Here is a 20954-nt window from a genome sequence, read left to right on the forward strand (position 1 = left end):
ACCAGAGGTAAGCCGGATAAGGCCATCCGGCTATGTGCAGCGTGTTGCCGGATGGCGGTTTTACCTTATCCGGCCTACTGTGTGGGTCAGAGAATATAGTGCCCGACAACAAACAAAATCCCCGCCGAAATAACCCCAGCGACGATATCATCGACCATAATTCCCATTCCGCCGTGGACATTGCGGTCAAACCAACGGATTGGCCACGGTTTCCACATATCAAAAATACGGAACACCACAAAACCGGCCAGCACCCACTGCCAGGTTATCGCCGGAATCGCCATGAGCGTTATCCACATGCCGATAAACTCATCCCACACGATGCTGCCGTGGTCATGAGTACCCATATCTCGCGCCGTCCGCCGGCAGATATACACGCCGATACAGATGCCGAACATCACCACCAGCGAGTACAACTGCAACGGCAAGAAAGTCAGCAGATACCAGAACGGGATAGAGGCAAGTGAACCCATCGTACCAGGAACAATCGGGCTAAGCCCGCTGCCGAAACCCGTCGCCAGCAGATGCCAGGGGTTGCGCAAATTAAGACGGCTTTTTGCGATATCGTGCTTAGCCAAAGTGATCGTACCCCTTCCAGTCCAGCGTAATCTCTTTTCCGTCCTGCATGAAGTGCAAGCCTTCAATGTCGGCGCTCATTTGCCCGATGCAGGTAAACGGTGTGCCCAATTGCCCTAAGGCCACTTCCAGCGCGCCTCGGTTCAGTTCCGGGACGGTAAAGCATAATTCATAGTCTTCGCCACCGGAAAGCGCCCAGCGGCAGGCTTGTTCTGGTGTTGCGTGGCGACGCAACGCATCGGAATAAGGCAATGCATCGAGATCGATACGCGCACCGACGCCGCTTGCTTTAATAATATGCCCAAGATCGGAAATCAACCCGTCGGAAAGATCGATAGCCGCACTGGCGAGGTCGCGTAGCGCCTGCCCTTGCAGAATCCTCGGTGTCGGGCGCAAATGACGTTGACGCAAATAGGCCTCATCTTCCGCGACATCAACCGTCAGTTGATTGAGCAATATCGCCAGCCCCGCCGCGCTATCGCCTGGCGTACCGGTTACGTAAACCCAGTCGCCCGGCTTTGCGCCATCGCGTTTCAGCGCCCGGCCCATCGGCACGTAGCCATGAATACCCAGCGTCATCGACAACGGCCCTTTAGTGGTATCGCCGCCTATCAACTGCATATCGTAATAATCAAGCTGCTCAAACAGGCTATCGCTGAACGCCGCCAGCCAGGCTTCATCGATCGTCGGCAACGTCAGCGCCAACGTCAGCCATGCAGGGTCGGCTCCCATCGCGGCGAGATCGCTTACGTTAACGGCCAGTGCTTTATAGGCGAGATCCGCCGGATTGATATCAGGTAAGAAGTGAATGCCCGCGACCAGCGTGTCAGTGCTTATCGCCAGAGTCTGTTTTTCAGGAATGTTGAGTAACGCGCAGTCATCGCCGATACCGGTTTCTACATCAAGACGGGCGTTTCGTACTCGGTCAAAATAACGGGCAATCAGGGAAAACTCGCCACATGCCATGCGTTATGCCTCTGTAGAAGGATAAAACAAGGCCGGGGGGATGGCGTGTGCCACCCGCGCGCCGGCCTGGAGATTACTTTTTGCGGGGACGAATTGCAGGAGCGGCTTTATCCAGTACGCCGTTGACGAACTTGTGGCTATCTTCGGCACCGAAGGTTTTCGCCAGCTCGATAGCTTCGTTGATAGCCACTTTGTACGGCACATCATCACGCTTCGACAGCTCGAACAGCGCGATACGCAGCACTGCTTTCTCTACCTGGCCCAGCTCATCGAGCAGACGGGACAGATAAGGTTTCATTAATCCATCGAGGTACGCGCTGTTAGTCGCTACCCCGGACAGCAGTTCACGGAAGTACACGACGTCCACATCTTTAACGTCTTGTTCCGCCAGGAACTGGTATTCAACATCAGAGATGTCGTTCTGGGACAACTGCCAGGAGTAAAGCGCCTGGACGGCACACTCACGGGCACGGCGACGAGCAGCAGGTTTCACGGATTTCCCCTTACAAAAAATCAGGCCTTGATGGCTTTCAATACATTAATCATTTCAATCGCGGTCAGTGCAGCTTCTGCACCTTTGTTACCGGCTTTTGTGCCAGCGCGTTCGATGGCTTGTTCAATACTTTCAGTAGTCAGAACACCAAAGGCTACCGGGATTCCACTGTCCTGAGCGACTTGCGCCAGGCCATTGCTTGCCCCGCCAGCAACATATTCGAAGTGCGCAGTACCGCCACGGATAACTGTACCCAGCGCAATCACCGCATCGTATTTACCGGTTTTCGCCAGCGCGTCAGCCGCCAGTGGCAGTTCATAAGCGCCTGGAACCCAAACAACGGTGATATTTTCATCTTTAACTTGACCAATGCGCTTCAGGGCGTCAATCGCACCTTCCAGCAGGCTATCATTGATAAAGTTGTTGAAACGCGCGATGGTGATGGCGACGCGAGCGTCCGGGGTAGCAACGTTAGCTTCAATAATGTTCATACTCTTCCTTTGGGTTCATTTGCCCCGCAGGGGGGCGGATTTTATCATAATATTCTGGGCGCTGCTTCTTCTAATTCAGAAAGCCTCACGCAGTCGTTAAATGCAGGCAAACATCCGGGCCTACCTGACGTATCTCATTGAATTTGAAATGGGGGGCGTCGGCTAACTTCTCAAGCCCCAGCAGCGAACATAAACCGCGTGCATCACTTCCTAACAGTTTAGGTGCGATATAGACGATAAGCTCGTCCACCAGACCGGCCTGAATCAGCGCGCCCGCAAGCGTTGGCCCCGCCTCAACCCAGATACTGTTAATTTGCTGTTTGCCCAACTGCATCATCAGCAACACCAGATCAAGATGACCATTGTGCTCTGGCACTTTCAGCGTTTGCACACTTTGCGGCCAGTCGCGCGTGTCGTCGATAGTGCGGGCAAACACCGTTTCTCCCGGCTGCTGCACAATGCGATGCTCTGGGGTGACGCGGTTTTGGCTATCAATCACAATACGCAGCGGCTGGCGCAGATTTTCCTGCGGGTATAACTGCTGGGTATCGGCATTCAGCTCATCCCAGCGCACGGTTAGCGCCGGGTTATCTGCCAGCACCGTCGCGCTGCTGGTCAAAATAGCGTGGCTTTCGGCACGCAGACGCTGGACATCGCGGCGAGCCTGCGGCGAGGTAATCCACTGGCTTTCGCCGCTCGCCATTGCTGTGCGCCCGTCCAGCGATGCGCCCAGTTTCAACTGAATATACGGGAAACCTGTACGCATCCGTTTCAGGAAACCTTTATTCAACGCTTCGGCTTCGCTCATCATCAGCCCGTGGCTGACGTCAATACCAGCTTGTTGCAGGCGATACAGACCGCGCCCTGCGACCTGCGGGTTGGGATCTTGCATCGCGGCGACAACGCGCGCTACGCCAGCGGCAATGAGTGCATCGCAGCACGGCGGCGTGCGGCCATGATGGCTGCACGGCTCCAGCGTCACATAGGCGGTTGCGCCTTTGGCTTTGTCTCCGGCCATCCGCAGCGCGTGGACTTCAGCATGAGGTTCACCGGCGCGGTAGTGATAACCTTCGCCGACGATTTCGCCTTGATTGACAATCACGCAGCCCACCCGAGGGTTTGGGTGAGTGGTGAATCGCCCGCGAGCCGCCAGTTTCAGCGCACGCGCCATGTACATTTCATCGTGCATAGCTTAGTCCTGTAAGCGGGCGATCTCTTCGCCAAATTCTTTAATATCTTCAAAGCTGCGATATACCGATGCAAAGCGGATATAAGCCACTTTATCGAGCTTTTTCAACTGTTCCATAACCAAATTGCCCAGCAGTTTGCTCGGCACTTCGCGCTCGCCGGTGGCGCGCAGGTGCGATTTAATATGGTTGATGGCCATTTCTACGTCATCGGCGCTAACCGGGCGCTTTTCCAGCGCTCTCAGCATCCCGCTACGCAGTTTGTCTTCGTTGAACGGTTCACGCACATCATTGCTTTTCACCACGCGCGGCATCACCAGTTCCGCCACTTCAAAGGTGGTGAAACGCTCGTTGCATACCAGGCATTGCCGACGGCGGCGAACGGAGGAACCTTCTCCCACAAGACGGGAGTCAATCACTTTAGTGTCTACGGCGAAACAGAATGGGCAGTGCATACGACGTCCTGACGATGAGGGTTAATGAAATCTATTTTACCCTGAACTGTCGAGACAACAAAGGAACAGCGCTTTTGAGACAATGGATCGATGCCAGATGCCCCATTGAGCGCTACCATTGCGTTATCCCGAAAAGAAGGAAACAGACAGAATGACAAGACGTTACCTAAGAATTGCCCTGCTGGGAAGCCTCGTCAGCCTGACCGCCTGCGCCCCGCAGTCTGAAGTGAAGCAGATGCATCAGAATATCCGCACGCTAAGCAAAGAGATGACGCAGCTAAACAAAGAAACGGTGAAGATCACCCAGCAAAATGCGCTGAATGTGAAATCGACCCACGGCGTTTACCTTCTGCCGGGGGCCAATACGCCCGCGCAGTTAGACAGCCAGGTCGGTACGCTGCGCATGTCTTTGCGCAATATTGCCGCCAACGCGCAGGGCACGGCGCTGACGCTACGAATTCAGAGTGAATCTACCAATCCGCTTCCCGCCTTTACCGGGACGATTGAATGGGGGCAGATTGAGGGCACAACCGAGCAATATCAGGAGGTCAACGTGCAAAATCAGTTGTTCTCCGCCCCCGCGAGCCTGCTGGCTCCCAGCGATGTGGATATTCCGCTACAGCTAAACGGCGTAACGCCAGAGCAGTTGGGCTTTGTGCGCATTCATGATGTCCAGCCTACAGATGTAAACTAGTCTTTTTTTTGCGCCGCAGAACCGCACCTGGCGGCGCATATCTCTTCCTTAATCCTCTCGTTTTCCGTATGTGAAAATTTGCAATAATTCACTCCATGAGTACAATCGCCGCGTCTAAACTGCGCAAACGTGAACGCAATCGATTACGCACTTGAAAAATGTGTGAAGTGTGACTGATTTTCGTGAGCAATGATTCATATAATAGGCGCGCAGAAACACGAAACATTTAGAAAAACTTCGGTGATAAATATCACTCTCTTTCGAATTTCTTTATTAGTGGCATAAATATGAAAAAAACATTACTTGCAGCCGGTGCCGCGCTGGCGCTTTCCGCATCTTTCACCGCGAATGCCGCAGACGATTCGCAACCGCAATACGTTTCCGACTGGTGGCATCAGAGCGTTAACGTGGTAGGCAGCTACCACACGCGCTTCGGGCCACAGATTCGTAACGATACCTATCTGGAGTACGAAGCGTTCGCCAAAAAAGATTGGTTCGATTTCTACGGCTACATGGATGCGCCAGTATTCTTCGGTGGTAACACCGATGCCAAAGGTATCTGGAACCACGGTTCTCCGCTGTTTATGGAAATTGAACCGCGTTTCTCTATCGATAAGCTGACCGGTACTGACCTGAGCTTCGGCCCGTTCAAAGAGTGGTATTTCGCGAATAACTACATCTACGATATGGGTCGCAACGCCGATGGTCGCCAGAGCACCTGGTACATGGGTCTGGGCACGGACATCGACACTGGCCTGCCGATGAGCCTGTCTATGAACGTGTATGCGAAATACCAGTGGCAGAACTATGGCGCAGAAAACGCCAACGAATGGGACGGCTACCGTTTCAAAGTGAAATACTTCGTGCCAATCACCCAACTGTGGGGCGGTAACCTGAGCTATATCGGTTTCACCAACTTTGACTGGGGTTCTGACCTGGGCGATAAAGGCTTCCTCGACCAGAATGGCCGTAAATCGCGTACCAATAACTCTATCGCGTCCAGCCACATCCTGGCGTTGAACTACGATCACTGGCACTACTCTATTGTTGCCCGTTACTGGCATAACGGTGGTCAGTGGAATGATAACGCTGAGCTGAACTTCGGTAACGGTAACTTCAACGTCCGTTCTACCGGTTGGGGTGGTTACCTGGTCGCAGGTTACAACTTCTAAGCCTTCTCTTTGCCGCACGGCGCGACCGTGCGGCAAATATCGATAGTCATTGCGCATAAACCTCCCCTCTCTCCTGAAAATATCGTCAGATATATACGCCATTTATATGCTTTCTCTAAAACATATAAATAAAACAAACATAAAATCACCTCATATCTATATTTTAAAGCCATTAAATTCACCCCATAAATACAATAAAAACACTCAAATACCTGTCGGATCACGCTTTTATTTAAATTATATTAAAAGCCTGTGATCTATTTATCATTGCAGATTAATACAAATAGGAAAACGTTTTCCTTCTCCATATACTAAACCCCGTTCAAGTTTGCAGATAGAAAAATGCCTAAACAAAAAAATAATAGTAAGAGTTTAACAATTAAGGACATTGCTAAAGCTGCTGGGGTTAGCATAAGTACCGTATCAAAAGTAATGAATAGCACCGGCTCAATAAGCCAGAGAACAAGAGAAAGAATTTCTGCTGTTATTAGTGAATTAGATTACAGGCCCAGCGAAATAGCACGTTCGTTACAACAGAAAAAAACGTACACCATCGGTCTGGTATCCACCGACGATTACGGTCGCTTTAGCCTGCCGATTCTGAAAGGCATAGAAAATGCCTTGCTTGAAGCACAAATTTCAGTATTTCTTTGTAATGCGAGCGGTTCATCGCAGGAATTGGAAAGACACGTTAATTCACTACTGGCAAAACGCGTTGACGGCATTATCGTCACAGCAGATAAAACGAATACCCGCACACCGCTTGAACTGTACGGAACGCCCGTGGTGTATGCCTATACCAACGTGGCTGACGAAAATGAGCTGTGCGTGCTGCCAGATGATTACAGCGCCGGAGTTCTGGCCTGTCGCCATCTGCTTGAACAAGGGTGCAGAAATATCGTGCATATTAGTGGCCCAGCCCATTATCTGGCGGTACAGCAGCGCGATGAAGGCTACCGGCAGACATTCGGCAAAGAGAGGTTGCCTGCGGGATTAACCCGATGTGGCCCCTGGACATCAATCCACGGCTACACCGCAATGCAGGCCATGCTGAAGCAGTTTCCTGGCCTTGACGGCGTCATAACCGGCAATGATTTGATTGGTCATGGCGCTTTGCAGGCGCTTTATGAGGGCGGTAAATCCGTTCCCGGCGATGTCGCCGTGGTGAGCTTCGATAACTGGCAGATTATTACCGAGTTATGCCGTCCCACACTGAGTAGTATAGATTTTTGTTTAACTGAATTAGGCCAGATAGCAGGAAAATGCTTAATAAAGAAAATAGATGGAGAGAATCTCAAGGGAAAAATAATAGTCCCTTGTTACTTACAAATCGGAGAGTCAAGTTGTCGCCGTTCTCAAAATTAATGAAACAGAGGTGTTTATGTTTTCCAAATTTATACATACCACCGTGGCTGCTTGTATTATATCCACATTGCTAAGTCAGTTCGCCATAGCTAAAGAAAAAATCACTTTCTGGGGCCGCTCTAATCAAACCTCACTGGAACTATTAGTCGATGCTTACAATAAATCCCAGGATAAGGTTGATATAAAACTCAATATGATCCCCGGTGAGTCGATGATGACCAAACTCAGCGCCTCCATTGCCGCAGACAGCTCCCCAGATCTCGTTTCGCTTGATGTATCTTTTCTCCCTCAGCTTAATGGCGCAGCGCAACTGACCGATCTCACCGATATTCTCGGCGACCGGGACTACGTTAAGCAGCTCAGCGGCTCGCTGAAAACTATCGGCGTCTATAAAGAGCGCCTGTACGGTATTCCTTTCTCCGCTGAATAATCGCTCCTTTTTTATAATAAAAAGGTTTTCCGCCTTGCTGGACTGGACCCAGAAAGACCGCCAGAAACGCTACAGGAACTGCGCGAATACGCGGAGAAAATTACCAAGCTGGGTGACGGATACTACGGCTACGCAATTCCGGGTACCTGCTCTGGATGCCTGGCATTCACCTTCCTGCCTTATATGTGGGCCAACGGTGGCGATCTGTTTGCGCAAGAAGGCGCGGAATCTATCGTCGTTTCAGAGAGCAACAAAAGAACGCTGGAATTCTTCAATAAGATGTACAAAGACGGGTTGATGTCACCGCTCTCCAAAGCCGACAGTTCGCTTAACGATAGCTTTGCTTCGGGCAAAATCGGCATGATAGGGACTGGCGCATTTACATTTAAAGTGTTTAAAGACAACTACCCGAACCTTGAATATGGCGTCGGCTATTATCCCGGCGAGAAAAAAGGCCAATGGGCCTCGTTTGCTGGCGGTGATGCGCTGGCTATCCCGCTAGGCAGCAAGCACTCGAAAGAAGCCATTGCCTTTATCGACTGGGCGATGTCGAAAGAAACCCAGATTGAGCTAATGGCGAAAAATGGCTTTGTTCCTACTCGCCAGGACGCCAGCGATAATCCCTACAACCGTAAAGACAACCGATTCTTGCTGGCGACGAAAGCATTGGCAAACGGTCGTTCTGTCTATCTCCCCGCCTTTAATGAAGCAATTAGCGCACCGAGTAGTCCGTTTCTGACCATGATTCAGAAATCGGTATTTGACGGGGATATCGATAGTGCCCTTAAAACAGCCGATCAGAAGTTCAAGACAATCATCAGGATGTCTCAGGAATAAAGCCCAACGATAGTTCTCCCCTTATTTCCACGTCAATGGCAGATAGCCGGAATAAGGGAAAGATCGATTAATAATATATCTAACATCGAGAGGGATTTATGGTTTCGAAAACAGTACTAGCAACGGCATGCATTGTTGCCATCTCACTCAGCGGTACGCTCCAGGCAAAAGAACTAGTTAACTTTTGGGCCCGTAGCGAACAATCGTCTCTGGCGATGCTGGTTAATGAATATAATCAATCTCAGGATAAAATCACGGTTAAACTGAATGAAATTCCAAATATTCAGATGCTAACCAAGCTCAGCGCTGCGGTGGCGGTAAATAATCCGCCCGATCTGGTGGCCATTGATTTAGTTTACTTTCCTGAACTCAACCGTTCTGAGCAGTTGATTGATCTCACGGATAAAATTGGCAATATGGATTACGTCAGCCAGTTCAGTGACGCGCTAAAAGCTATTGGTAGCTATAACGGAAAATTTTATGCGGTTCCTTTTGCAGCTGAATCTTCGCTGCTTTTTTATAATAAAAAACTGTTTCGTGAGGCAGGATTAGACCCTAATCGTGGGCCAGAAACACTGGCTGAGTTACAGGATTATTCAAAAAAAATCCGCGCCCTGGGTAAAGACTATTATGGCTTTGCGATCCCAGGCACCAGCTCAGGTGGCCTTGCCTTCACCTTCACCCCCTACTTCTGGGCTAACGGTGGAGATATTATTTCTGCCGATGGTAAACGCTCTGTCGTTAATTCCGAAAATAATAAAAAGACGCTCACCTTCTTCCACAATATGTACAAAGATGGGCTAATGTCCCCTCTGTCACGTACCGATTCTGCATTGAACGATGCCTTTACCTCCGGGAAAGTCGCGATGATCGGCACGGGGGCATTCACCTTTAAGATCTTCAAAGATAACTATCCTAATCTCGACTATGGCGTAACCTATTTCCCTGGTGAGAAAAAAGGTGACTGGGCTTCCTTCACCGGCGGTGATGCCTTTGCACTGCCTGTTGGCAGCAAACATCAGGACGCGGCCATCGATTTTATCAACTGGACGTTGTCAAAGCAGACTCAGGTTGAGTTAATGGCGAAAAATGGCTACGTGCCAACACGCATGGATGCCAGCGATAATCCTTATAGCCAGAAGGATCCTAAATATTTGCTGGCCAACAAAGCGCTGGCAAAAGGACATACGCCCTATCTGGTTCCTTATAACGAAACCTTTAATGCGATCAATAGCCCATATTTGACCATGATTCAAAAAGCTATTTTCGAAGGTGATATTGATGGCGCGCTAAAAACCGCCGATCAAAAAATAAACCAGATTATAAAAATGTCAGAAGAGTAAACACCTCTTATTTTTGGATTAACACAGCGATGAAACCGTCTCCTTTCTAACGCAGGAGACGGTTTATAGAGGTACACGGAATGTTTGCCAAAACGCACCACCCGCAAGCACAATGCTTTCAGCATAAGGCGTTACCTGTATTCAGAAAAAATAACCGTAAAGGATATTTAGGATTTCTGTTTATCCTACCGGTATTGGCTATCGTCCTCTTCTTTTTTATCACACCGCTACTCATGACGGTCTGGATGTCATTTTTTAAATGGCCAATGTTTGGCAAGGCCAAATTCATCGGCTGGTTAAATTACACCAATATTTTCCAGGATGATGTTTTCTGGCATGCGCTAAAATTTACCTTTATATATGCGATTATTATTACCCCGCTGATTTTTATCTTTTCTATGATCCTGGCCTCGCTGGTCAAAGACAGTCAAAGGCCTGGCGTATCCATTTTTCGCAGCATCTATTTCCTGCCCACGGTAATTGGCTTCGGTACAGCCAGCATTTTGTGGAAGTGGCTGCTGGATATTCGTTTTGGCCTGCTAAATCATCTTGCCGTCTCACTGAATCTGGTTGACTCCCCCATGATGTATCAGGACTCTCTCAGTCAGGGTTTTATGGTGGTACTCAGCATGGTGCTATGGAAAACGCTGGGGTTTAATATGATTCTGCTGCTAGTCGGGCTACAGGGAATTAGCAAAGATATTTATCAGGCAGCCCAGGTGGACGGCGCAGTCGGCTGGCGACGTTTACGCTATATCACCCTTCCGCTGATGCGACGCACCTTCATGCTGACGCTGATTCTCTCCGTCTCCGGCTCTCTGCTGGCTTTTGACCAGTTCTATATCATCACCAACGGTGGGCCAATGGATCAAACGATTACCAGCGTATTCTATATCTACAACAACTCATTTATTAATGGCCGCCTCGGCTACGGTGCTGCGCTGTCTATTATTCTGCTACTCATTTTAATGGTGATTAGTATTCTGCAAATCTGGTTATTACGTGATAAAGAAGGGCAGGCATAGAATGAGCATAGATGTCGTTTTACAAATAAAGCGAAAAGAAAATAAGTTAATCACATTTCTCTTTTACGCAATTCATGGCTGCATAATCATCGTATTTCTCTATCCTCTGATTTGTGTAGCGCTAGCATCTTTAAAACCGGCAGCAGAACTAGTATTAATGCCACCAAAATGGTGGCCATCAATATTTACCATAGAAAATTTCAACAAGATGCTATTTTCCAACAGCAATATGTCCCGTGCGATTATGCTATCGGGTATAGTATCTTTCCTAACGGTTATCGGAACAGTCATTCTCTCCACTCTCGCCGGGTATGGTTTCTCCCGTTTTACTTTCCGTGGAAAGCACTTTTTCTTTATTCTTATCTTGCTAACAATGATGATTCCATCACAACCGATACTCACGCCGCTCTTTATCATTATTACAAAAATAGGTTTGCAAAATAACATCCTCGGTCTGGTGCTTGTCTATATCACCTTCCAGCTACCGTTCAGCATATTTATGATGCGTAATACTTTTGACAGTATCCCCAAAGAGATCGATGAAGCCGCGCAGCTCGACGGCTGTTCACCGCTAAAAATTCTTTTCCGGGTTATGCCGAGGATGGTTTCACCGGGTATTGTTACCGTTATTGTTACTACATTTATTGCCGCATGGAATGAATTTCTGGTCGCTCTGATATTTATGACCGATTCGGATAACTACACCATGCCAATATTATTACTGATGACCAGCGCCGGTAAATATGGCACCGTCGACTGGGGGCTACTCCAGGCCTGCACCGTATTTGCGATGCTGCCATGCATTATTATTTTCCTGTTTCTACAAAAACATTATGTCAGCGGTTTAACCAGCGGTGCGACGAAAGGTTAATGACTCATGCTTCATATATTAGAAGGAAATACCGCATGAAGTTAAGTACTGTCTCTGCTATTCCGGGCGCGTTATCATTTATCGCCCCAGGGAAAATTACCCCGCAAGGATGGCTAAAACGCCAGCTCACGCTTCAGGCCCAAGGCCTGTCCGGGCAGCTTGAAACAATCTGGCCCGACGTGGGCAGCAACAGCGGCTGGCTTGGCGGTAGCGGCGAAAGCTGGGAGCGAGGGCCATACTATCTCGATGGGCTTGTGCCGCTCGCCTACTGCCTGCAAAACGAAGCTCTGATCCAACAGTCTCAGAAGTGGATTGAGTGGATGCTGAACAGCCAGGATGACGACGGCTGGTTTGGGCCGCAGAACAATCCTGACTGGTGGCCACGAATGGTGGCGTTGAAGGCGCTGACTCAATACGCCGATGCCACTGGAGACCCCCGTGTACTGCCGTTTGTCCAGTGCTACTGTCACTACCAGCTTCAGCATCTACTGCAACGCCCACTGAGCGACTGGGGCAAGGCGCGCGCCGCCGATAACGTACTGTCCGTGCTGTGGGCATGGAAACAGTTGCCGAAGGATGAAAAACTACCACAACTGGCAAAACTGCTGTTAGAGCAAGGAGATAATTGGCCTGAGTTTATTCTGCATCATCTTCCTACTGGCCCAGTAACCTACTTCTCGCACCAGACTCATGTCGTTAACGTAGCGATGGGTATGAAATACGCCGCCATGCTGGATGATACGCAACAACAGCGTAAATGCCTGGATGAGATAAAACGCTGCTTTGCCGAACTGGATACCTATCACGGCCAGCCGCAAGGGATGTTCTCCGGCGATGAGTTTCTTGCCGGAACGGCCCCGGAACAGGGCGTGGAACTATGCGCTATCGTCGAACTCATGTACTCACTGGAAAATATGCTGCGTATTTATGGCGATGCCCAGTTCGCCGAGCGGCTGGAACGTATCGCTTATAATGCACTTCCTGCTGGCATTAGCGCCGACATCATGTCACATCAATACCACCAGCAGCCCAACCAGATTGCCGCCAACATCGCGCCCCGTAACTGGACATACAGCGGCGATGACTGCAACATCTTCGGTCTGGAACCGAACTTTGGCTGCTGCACTGCCAACTTACACCAGGGGTGGCCTAAATACTGCAACAGCCTGTTTATGCAGGATGAGGGGGATAACATGGCCTGTATGGTCTATGCCCCCTGCCGCGTGACGACCAGCACCTGGGATATCGACGTCCAGACCGACTACCCCTTCAATACCGACCTTAAACTGGCCGTACACCATGCTCCCGAAGCGAGTAAAACGCTGTGGCTACGTATTCCACAATGGAGCAACGGAACAACCCTATCCGTTAACGGTGAATCGCTGACCTGCGACGATAAGAAAGGGTATTTTGCGCTAACCCGAGAGTGGCGGGCGGGTGATGTTATCACTCTTACCTTCGGTCGCCATGTTCGCACTGAGCGACGCATTCACAACGCCGTCAGCGTTTACTACGGTCCTTTACTGATGGCGATGACCCCTGGGGAGATCTGGATGCCGATCCCCGGCGGAGCCGCCAGCGGCGACTGGGAAATTCGCCCTAAAAAAGAGTGGAACTACGCGCTGTATATTCATCCACAGCAGGGGCTGGTGGTTCGCGATCGACAAGAGCAGCATTCCGGCGAACAGCCGTTTGCGCTGGAGGAATCTCCTGTCAAGTTGCGCGTCAGCGCTCACCGTCTACCAACGTGGAAGGTGGTCGATAATTCGGCTGGCCCAATGCCCAACAGCCCGGCTCACGATGCCCTGAGCGTACAGTCCTCAGTGCTGCTGGTTCCCTACGGCTGCGCGCGTTTACGTATCGCCCAGTTCCCGTGGCTGGATGGCCGTCAGAAGCAGACGGACACAGAGTAAAGGGCAAAATCATGGCAACAATACGACTGGAGTCCGTCTACAAGGCGTATTCGGCAAAGCAGATAGTGATAAACAACATCAACCTGACTATCAGCCAGGGTGAGTTCTGCGTGATCGTCGGCCCCTCCGGCTGCGGGAAGTCCACGCTGCTGCGAATGATCGCCGGTCTGGAGGAGATCTCCGCCGGTGAGATGTACATTGACGATAAACGCATGACCGAAGTCCCCTCTTCTGAGAGGGGCATCGCGATGGTATTCCAGAACTACGCGCTCTATCCGCATATGACGGTGGAAGAAAACATGGGCTTCGCCCTGAAAATGGCGAAGATGCCGGAAGAGGAAGTGAAGCGCCAGGTTGCGGCGGCAGCAAAATCGCTACAGTTGGAAGAGTTGCTTACCCGCCGCCCTGCCGCCCTCTCCGGCGGTCAGCGGCAGCGCGTAGCGATTGGCCGCGCCATCGTGCGCAAACCAGGCGCTTTCCTGTTTGATGAACCGCTCTCCAACCTTGATGCCGGGCTAAGGGCCCAGATGCGCCTCGAAATTGGCCGCCTGCATCGGGATTTCGAAAATGTCGCTACCGTTTATGTCACTCACGATCAGATTGAAGCGATGACCCTGGCAGACAAAATCGTGCTGCTCAACAGCGGTGAAAGCGTAAATCAGTACGGCAGCGTCGCGCAAATCGGCTCACCGATGGAGCTGTATGACCACCCCAGGAACAAGTTCACCGCCAGTTTTATCGGCTCACCACAGATGAACTTTTTAAGCGCGCAGGTCATCAAAATCGCTCCTGACCATGTCAAAGTCAGGCTTTCGGGCGGTGAAATCCTCGCCATTAACGTCAACGGAGAACAGCTCTCTGTCAGTGAACACGTTACCGTTGGTATCCGCCCAGAGCACCTTGCGCTGGCAGATGACGAAGAAGAAAACACTCTGCAACGGCATATCTACTTTATTGAACAGTTAGGCGACGCCACATGCCTCTATCTGGAAGGGAGTCTGACCAGCAAGCTGAATGGCTACCACCGGCACCAGCGCGGTAGCACCCTCAAACTGCATATCCCGGCACACCGCTGCCACCTGTTCGATCACAATGAACAGGCGTGTCCACGACAGCACTCACAGGAAACAATTAACCGATGAACATTGAGAACCGAGAATTTATTCAACTATGCGGCGACCGGGTGCGGGACCGGATGGATAACCCCGCTATCGCCGCAATGCTGGAACGGGCGCTGGCGAACACACTGGATACCACGCTACAGCCGAGCGATCAGGGAGTTTTCGTGATTACCGGTGATATCCCGGCGATGTGGCTACGAGACTCCGCCTGTCAGATGCGCCCTTATCTGCTTTTTTGCCAGCACCACCGCGAGCTACAGCAGATGATCTCCGGTGTCATCAAGCAGCAGATATTCTTCATTACCCAGGATCCCTACGCCAACGCCTTTAACCGCCAGCCCAACGGCGCTGGACACCAGACTGACCTGACCGATATGCAGCCGCAGGTTTGGGAGCGCAAATACGAGATTGACTCTCTATGCTACCCGCTTCAGTTGGCCTGGCAATTCTGGAAAATTACCGGGGAAACCGACCATTTTACCCCCACCTTTGCCCACGCCTGCACACTGATTTTGCAACTGTGGGAAACCGAACAGCACCACGATGCGCATTCTCACTATCGTTTTCAGCGCCCCAACCCTCCCGCTCCAACCGACACCCTCAGCCACGAGGGTAAAGGTTCGCCGGTCAGATATACCGGAATGACCTAGTCTGGCTTTCGCCCAAGCGACGACGCTTGCGACTGGGGCTATCTGGTTCCCGCTAATTTTTTCGCCACGGTGGTTCTGGGCTATATGGAGGAAATTGCTCGCGATATCTTGCACGACAACCTCCTCTGCCACAGAGCGGCCGCGCTGAGGGCATTCATTCTCGACGGAATAGAAAAATATGCGGTGGTGCATCATCCCGTATACGGTGAAATGTACTGCTATGAAACCGACGGCGCGAAAAACAATCTCCTGATGGATGATGCCAATATGCCTTCCTTGCTCTCGCTCCCGATGCTGGGCGCGATGGCGAACGACGATCCCCGCTATCTAAATACCCGCCGCTTTATTCTGAGCGTCGATAATCCCAGTTTCCGCGCGGGTCGCTTTGCACAGGGCGTCGGCAGTCCACATACGCCGCCAGGATACATCTGGCCTATCGCCCTGGCGGTACAGGGGCTTACAGCCCGCGATTCAAGGGAAAAACTCGCCATGATTCAGATGATGGTTGCCACTGACGCCGACACCGGGCTGATGCATGAATCGTTTGATCCCGATAATCCGGCTAGCTTCACTCGTCCGTGGTTCTCATGGGCCAATGCGATGTTCTGTGAACTTGTACTGGATTACTGCGACATTCGTCTCGCGGATCTCATAACTAATAAGGAATAGGCAATGACCATCACCGTACGTAATCCGCTGGTTGACGGCTGGTATGCCGACCCGGAAATCCGCTTTTATGAAAATCAGTACTGGATTTATGTCACCCGCTCCATTACCGACTATGAACAACAGCGCAATATTGACGCCTTCTCGTCAGCGGATCTTGTGCACTGGCAAAAGCATGAAGGGATTATCCATATGCCTGATTTCCCGTGGATCTGGCGTGCTGTATGGGCTCCAACCATTATCGAGAGAGAGGGCAAATACTATTTGGTTTTTGCTTCAAACGATATTCAGAGCGATGAAGAAGAAGGCGGCCTTGAAATTGCCGTCGCCAACTCGCCTGCTGGCCCATTTCACGCACTGCTTAACAAACCGCTGATCGACCGTTTTATCCACGGCGCCCAGCCCATCGATGCCCACCTGTTTGCCGATGACGACGGCAAGATTTACCTTTACTACGGTGGCTGGAGGCACTGCAACGTTGCGCAGATGAATCCACAGATGGAAGGTTTTATCCCCTTTGATGACGGTGAAACGTTCCGCGAAATTAGCATTCCCGGTTACGTTGAAGCCCCCTGCATGATTAAACGACGCGGGCGCTACCACTTTATGTGGTCGGAAGGTAACTGGACGGATGGCAGTTATCGCGTTGTCACCGCCGACAGCGACTCGCCTTTTATCTTCAACGGCCCGAAGAGAACGATCCTCACCGCACAGCCTTTGGCTGATGGTCCCGGCCACCATAGCTGCATAGCGCTGAACGGCGATGACGAATGGCTGATAGCCTATCACCGACGGATCCCTGGGGATAATGAAGCTGGCCATCGGATGCTGTGCCTGGAAAAAATGGTCTTCGAGGAGGGGCAGATTCAGCCGGTGATGATGACTGAAGTGGCGGTAATTTAGCTCCGTGCAAAAAGGCCAGAGAAAGACCTCTGGCCCGTTTCACCACGTTCTACATGGCCTAAAAATAAAAAAATCCCAACCTTGCGATCGGGATTTCTGTAACGATGTCCGCGTGACAACACACCTGCGCGTCGGTTACTTCTTTTTGTTCAGCATCGCTTTCAGGTCAGCAAACGGATTATAGGTCGCCTCGCCAACGTCTTTCTGTGCATCTTCACCGGCTACCACCGTGGAGCCGTATTGATCCGCTTCGGTGTATTTTGAATGCTCATGATCATGACAGAACAGGCACAGCAACTCCCAGTTGCTGCCGTCTTCCGGGTTATTGGTATGATCGTGATCCATATGGTGAACCGTCAGTTCACGCAGGTTGGAATAGACGAACTCACGCGAGCAGCGCCCGCACACCCAGGGGAACAATTTCAACGCTTTTTCGCGATAGCCGCTTTCCAGCCGCACGTAGTTTTTCGGGATAATGGCCATGATGACTCGGTATTATGTCGTAGTAAGTATAAGGGAATGCCCCCAGTCTAAAGGCGCAATAAAAAAGCCGCAACACCCTACGGCGTTACGGCTTTTATCAGTACCCTGACAGCGTCAGCTTAAGGCAGAATTGACGGCTGATCCGCCCCTTCTTTCTCAACTTTTTGCTGCAACAGGTGCTCGCGTTTCATACCCAGCTTCAGCGCCAGCGCCGAGGCAACGTAGATAGACGATGCCGTACCGATGGAAACACCGATAAGCATGGTCAGCGAGAAGCCTTCCAGCACTGGGCCGCCGAAGAGATACAGCATCAGGATAACGATTAACGTCGTCCCGGAAGTAATCAACGTACGGTGCAGCGTCTGGGTCAACGACACGTTAAAGATCTCATACGGCGTACCGCGACGGATCTTACGGAAGTTTTCACGAATACGGTCAGATACCACGATACTGTCGTTCAGCGAGTACCCAATAACCGACATCAACGAGGCCACAATGGTCAGGTCGATCTCAATCTGGAACAGCGACAGTACGCCCATGGTAATGATGACGTCGTGCGCCAGCGAGATAACAACCCCCGCCGCCAGACGCCATTCAAAGCGGAACCCAACGTAAACGAGGATACACAGCAGCGCGACCATCAGCGCCATTGCCCCTGTTTGTGCAAGGTCTGCCCCTACGCTCGGCCCCACGAACTCGATACGTTTTACCGCCGCGTTCTGGTTGGTCGATTCGTTAATCACATTCAAGACTTTGCTACCCAGTTCCTGACTGCCGTTGGCGTCATGAACGGGCGGCATACGCACCATAATATCGTGGCTGCTGCCGAAGTTTTGCAGCAACGGCTCGACGAAGCCCGCTTTTTCAAGCGCGCCACGCGTCTGGTCCATATCAATCGGTTTTTCCAGCGTGATTTCAATAACCGTACCGCCGGTAAAATCCAGACCCCAGTTAAAGCCGCGCACACCAATAATAATAATGGATACGATCAGCAGAAAACCTGAGATGCCGAAAGCCCAGTAGTCCCAGCGCATAAAGTCGTAGACTTTACGGCCATGGTTCAATTGTTCAACAGTGTATTCCTGTGCCACAACGCACTCCTCAGATAGACAGCTTTTTAACGCGCTTGCCGCCGTACAGCAGGTTCACGATGGCACGGGTGCCGACAATAGCAGTAAACATCGACGTTGCCACACCGATACCGGTAGTGATTGCAAAGCCTTTGATTGCGCCAGTACCCACTGCGTACAGAATCAGAACCTTAATCAGCGTCGTGACGTTCGCATCGAAGATGGAGCTAAATGCGCCCGCATAACCTTCGTTAATCGCCTGTTGGACAGAACGACCATTGCTCAGTTCTTCTTTGATACGTTCGTTAATCAGTACGTTCGCATCCACCGCTACCGCAAGGGTTAACACGATCCCCGCGATACCTGGCATAGTCAGCGTCGCCCCTGGCAGCAGGGACATAATGCCGACAATCAGCACCAGGTTAGCAATCAGCGCACTGGTCGCGATCAGACCGAATTTCTTGTAGAAGAAAATCATGAACAGGATAGAAACCACCAGACCTGCCAGACACGCTTCAAGACCCTGCTGGATGTTCTGCATCCCAAGCGTTGGGCCGATAGTACGTTCTTCAACAATCTGAATTGGCGCAATCAGCGCACCGGCACGCAGCAGCAGAGAAAGCTGACGCGCTTCATTCGGGTTGCCAATACCGGTAATACGGAAGCTGTTGCCCAGACGAGACTGGATGTTAGCGACGTTAATCACTTCTTCCTGTTTCACCAGAACGGCACGGCCATTCGCATCTTTTTTACCGCTGTCTTTATACTCCACGAACAGGGTCGCCATCGGCTTACCGATATTGTCCTTAGTGAAGTTAGACATGATGTTACCACCCGCGCTATCGAGCGAGATATTAACCTGCGGCTGGTTGTATTCATCCTGGCTGGAAGTGGAGTCGGTGATATGGTCACCGGTCAAAATCACACGTTTGTACAGCACAATCGGCTGGCCTCCGCGGGTGTTTTTCACTTCGGAGTCGCCCGGAACACGACCGGATGCCGCAGCAGCCTGGTCAACGTTGGTATTTACCAAACGGAATTCCAGCGTAGCCGTTGCGCCCAGAATCTCTTTCGCACGTGCTGTATCCTGAATACCCGGCAGCTCAACCACAATGCGGTCTGCGCCCTGACGCTGTACCAGAGGTTCGGCGACACCCAGTTGGTTAACACGGTTACGCAGAATGTTGATGTTCTGCTGTACCGCGTACTCACGGGCTTCGCTCAGACGGGCATCGGTCATCACTGCACGCAGAGCATTGCCGCCCTGGCTGGTGATAACCATATCGCGATGACGCGGCGTCAGATAAGCAATCGCCTGATCGCGAGCATTCGCATCGCGGAACACAATGCTCAGGCCATAGTTATCTTCTTTGCGAACGTTTGAATACGGGATATTTTTCTCACGCAGGTCACTGCGCAGACTATCAATATTTTGTTCCTGGAGTTTACCCAGCGCGGTGTCCATATCCACTTCCATCAGGAAGTGAACGCCGCCACGCAGGTCAAGACCGAGCTTCATTGGCTCTGCGTTAATCGCAGCCAGCCAGCGCGGAGTTGCCGGAGCAAGGTTAAGCGCCACGACAAATTTGTCACCCAGTTCGCTCATCAGCACTTCGCGTGCGCGCAACTGGACATCGGTGGTGTCGAAGCGCGCAAGAATCGCGCCCTCTTCCAGTGCCACAGACTTAGCGGTAATTTTTTCTTCTTGTAACGTTTTCTGGACCTGGATCAGCGTTTGCTCACTGGCGGCGACACCGCGCACGCCAGTGATCTGAACAGCCGGATCCTCACCATACAGGTTGGGAAGTGCGTAAAGCAGGCCGACGACAATCACGACGACCAGCATAATGTACTTCCACAAAGGATAACGGTTTAACACGGCAGTTCCCTTTGGGAAAACAGTAAATTACAGCGCCTTCATGGTGCCTTTCGGCAGAACGGCAGCTACGAAATCACGTTTGATAACCACTTCGGTGGTGTCGTTCAGTGCGATAGCAATGTAGCCAGACTCAGCTACTTTGGTCACACGACCTACCAGGCCACCGTTAGTCAGCACTTCGTCACCTTTCGCGATGGAGCTCATCAGGTTTTTGTGCTCTTTGGTACGTTTCTGCTGTGGGCGCAGGATCATGAAGTAGAAAATCAGACCGAATACCACCAGCATCAGAATCAGAGACATCGGGCTGCCCTGCGCCGGAGCACCTGTTGCCGCTACCGCATCAGAAATAAAAAAGCTCATTAAA

General features: G+C 51.2%; 19 protein-coding genes and 2 pseudogenes. 11 read left to right on the forward strand and 10 right to left on the reverse strand.

The features are described from left to right. Window positions 1-86: 86 nt before the first annotated feature. The 6 genes from pgpA to nrdR form a co-directional block, all read right to left on the reverse strand. A complete protein-coding gene (gene pgpA / locus AC6I4B_RS17725; RefSeq protein WP_497772224.1) occupies window positions 87-584 on the reverse strand; it encodes a phosphatidylglycerophosphatase A in 498 nt (165 codons plus the stop codon). Next, window positions 571-1542, reverse strand: coding sequence for a thiamine-phosphate kinase (thiL, locus tag AC6I4B_RS17730; RefSeq protein WP_497767060.1), 972 nt, complete (start codon window positions 1540-1542; stop codon window positions 571-573). The genes pgpA and thiL overlap by 14 nt, the downstream gene beginning before the upstream one ends. Before the next feature lie 73 nt (window positions 1543-1615). Continuing rightward, window positions 1616-2035: a transcription antitermination factor NusB gene (gene nusB, locus AC6I4B_RS17735; RefSeq protein WP_497767062.1), complete on the reverse strand. Its 420-nt coding sequence runs from the start codon at window positions 2033-2035 to the stop codon at window positions 1616-1618. Window positions 2036-2055: 20 nt separating this feature from the next. Continuing rightward, the gene (gene ribH / locus AC6I4B_RS17740) at window positions 2056-2526 is read right to left on the reverse strand and encodes a 6,7-dimethyl-8-ribityllumazine synthase (RefSeq protein ID WP_062773913.1); all 471 of its coding nucleotides are present in this window, start codon (window positions 2524-2526) and stop codon (window positions 2056-2058) included. An 85-nt stretch (window positions 2527-2611) separates the two neighbouring features. Further along, window positions 2612-3715, reverse strand: coding sequence for a bifunctional diaminohydroxyphosphoribosylaminopyrimidine deaminase/5-amino-6-(5-phosphoribosylamino)uracil reductase RibD (gene ribD / locus AC6I4B_RS17745; RefSeq protein ID WP_497767063.1), 1104 nt, complete (start codon window positions 3713-3715; stop codon window positions 2612-2614). 3 nt (window positions 3716-3718) lie between these two features. Beyond that, a complete protein-coding gene (nrdR, locus tag AC6I4B_RS17750) occupies window positions 3719-4168 on the reverse strand; it encodes a transcriptional regulator NrdR (RefSeq protein WP_061282153.1) in 450 nt (149 codons plus the stop codon). Between the two features lie 151 nt (window positions 4169-4319). On the opposite strand from nrdR, the gene AC6I4B_RS17755 reads away from it, so the two are divergent. The 11 genes and pseudogenes from AC6I4B_RS17755 (at window position 4320) to AC6I4B_RS17805 (ending at window position 17158) form a co-directional block, all read left to right on the forward strand. Then, a complete protein-coding gene (locus AC6I4B_RS17755; protein WP_497767065.1) occupies window positions 4320-4862 on the forward strand; it encodes a SadB/YajI family lipoprotein in 543 nt (180 codons plus the stop codon). Window positions 4863-5149: 287 nt separating this feature from the next. Continuing rightward, window positions 5150-6034 (forward strand): nucleoside-specific channel-forming protein Tsx, encoded by an 885-nt coding sequence (locus AC6I4B_RS17760; RefSeq protein WP_497767067.1) that lies wholly within the window; start codon window positions 5150-5152, stop codon window positions 6032-6034. 342 nt (window positions 6035-6376) lie between these two features. Beyond that, entirely contained in the window at window positions 6377-7399 is a 1023-nt protein-coding gene (locus tag AC6I4B_RS17765) for a LacI family DNA-binding transcriptional regulator (protein WP_497767069.1), read from the forward strand. Window positions 7400-7442: 43 nt separating this feature from the next. Then, window positions 7443-8666: pseudogene (locus AC6I4B_RS17770) on the forward strand (ABC transporter substrate-binding protein). A 98-nt stretch (window positions 8667-8764) separates the two neighbouring features. Next, a complete protein-coding gene (locus AC6I4B_RS17775) occupies window positions 8765-10009 on the forward strand; it encodes an ABC transporter substrate-binding protein (protein WP_497767070.1) in 1245 nt (414 codons plus the stop codon). A 245-nt stretch (window positions 10010-10254) separates the two neighbouring features. Further along, a complete protein-coding gene (locus AC6I4B_RS17780; protein ID WP_497767072.1) occupies window positions 10255-11034 on the forward strand; it encodes a carbohydrate ABC transporter permease in 780 nt (259 codons plus the stop codon). A gap of 1 nt (window position 11035) precedes the next feature. Continuing rightward, entirely contained in the window at window positions 11036-11905 is an 870-nt protein-coding gene (locus tag AC6I4B_RS17785; protein ID WP_497767073.1) for a carbohydrate ABC transporter permease, read from the forward strand. 35 nt (window positions 11906-11940) lie between these two features. Further along, window positions 11941-13818, forward strand: coding sequence for a beta-L-arabinofuranosidase domain-containing protein (locus tag AC6I4B_RS17790; protein ID WP_497767075.1), 1878 nt, complete (start codon window positions 11941-11943; stop codon window positions 13816-13818). A gap of 11 nt (window positions 13819-13829) precedes the next feature. Continuing rightward, window positions 13830-14960 (forward strand): ABC transporter ATP-binding protein, encoded by a 1131-nt coding sequence (locus AC6I4B_RS17795; RefSeq protein ID WP_497767076.1) that lies wholly within the window; start codon window positions 13830-13832, stop codon window positions 14958-14960. Window positions 14961-15013: 53 nt separating this feature from the next. Further along, window positions 15014-16258, forward strand: a pseudogene (locus AC6I4B_RS17800) (glycoside hydrolase family 125 protein). A 3-nt stretch (window positions 16259-16261) separates the two neighbouring features. After that, the gene (locus tag AC6I4B_RS17805) at window positions 16262-17158 is read left to right on the forward strand and encodes a glycoside hydrolase family 43 protein (RefSeq protein WP_497767078.1); all 897 of its coding nucleotides are present in this window, start codon (window positions 16262-16264) and stop codon (window positions 17156-17158) included. A gap of 135 nt (window positions 17159-17293) precedes the next feature. Here the strand turns inward: AC6I4B_RS17805 and yajD are convergent, their stop codons facing one another. The 4 genes from yajD to yajC form a co-directional block, all read right to left on the reverse strand. Then, complete coding sequence (gene yajD / locus AC6I4B_RS17810; protein WP_035895149.1) at window positions 17294-17641, reverse strand: HNH nuclease YajD; 348 nt, start codon at window positions 17639-17641, stop codon at window positions 17294-17296. 119 nt (window positions 17642-17760) lie between these two features. After that, entirely contained in the window at window positions 17761-18732 is a 972-nt protein-coding gene (gene secF, locus AC6I4B_RS17815) for a protein translocase subunit SecF (RefSeq protein ID WP_497767079.1), read from the reverse strand. A 10-nt stretch (window positions 18733-18742) separates the two neighbouring features. Continuing rightward, a complete protein-coding gene (gene secD, locus AC6I4B_RS17820; protein ID WP_497767081.1) occupies window positions 18743-20590 on the reverse strand; it encodes a protein translocase subunit SecD in 1848 nt (615 codons plus the stop codon). Window positions 20591-20617: 27 nt separating this feature from the next. Continuing rightward, window positions 20618-20950, reverse strand: a complete 333-nt coding sequence (yajC, locus tag AC6I4B_RS17825; protein ID WP_043015381.1) for a preprotein translocase subunit YajC — start codon at window positions 20948-20950, stop codon at window positions 20618-20620. Window positions 20951-20954: the final 4 nt, after the last annotated feature.

This window comes from Kluyvera fluvialis (assembly GCF_059725275.1).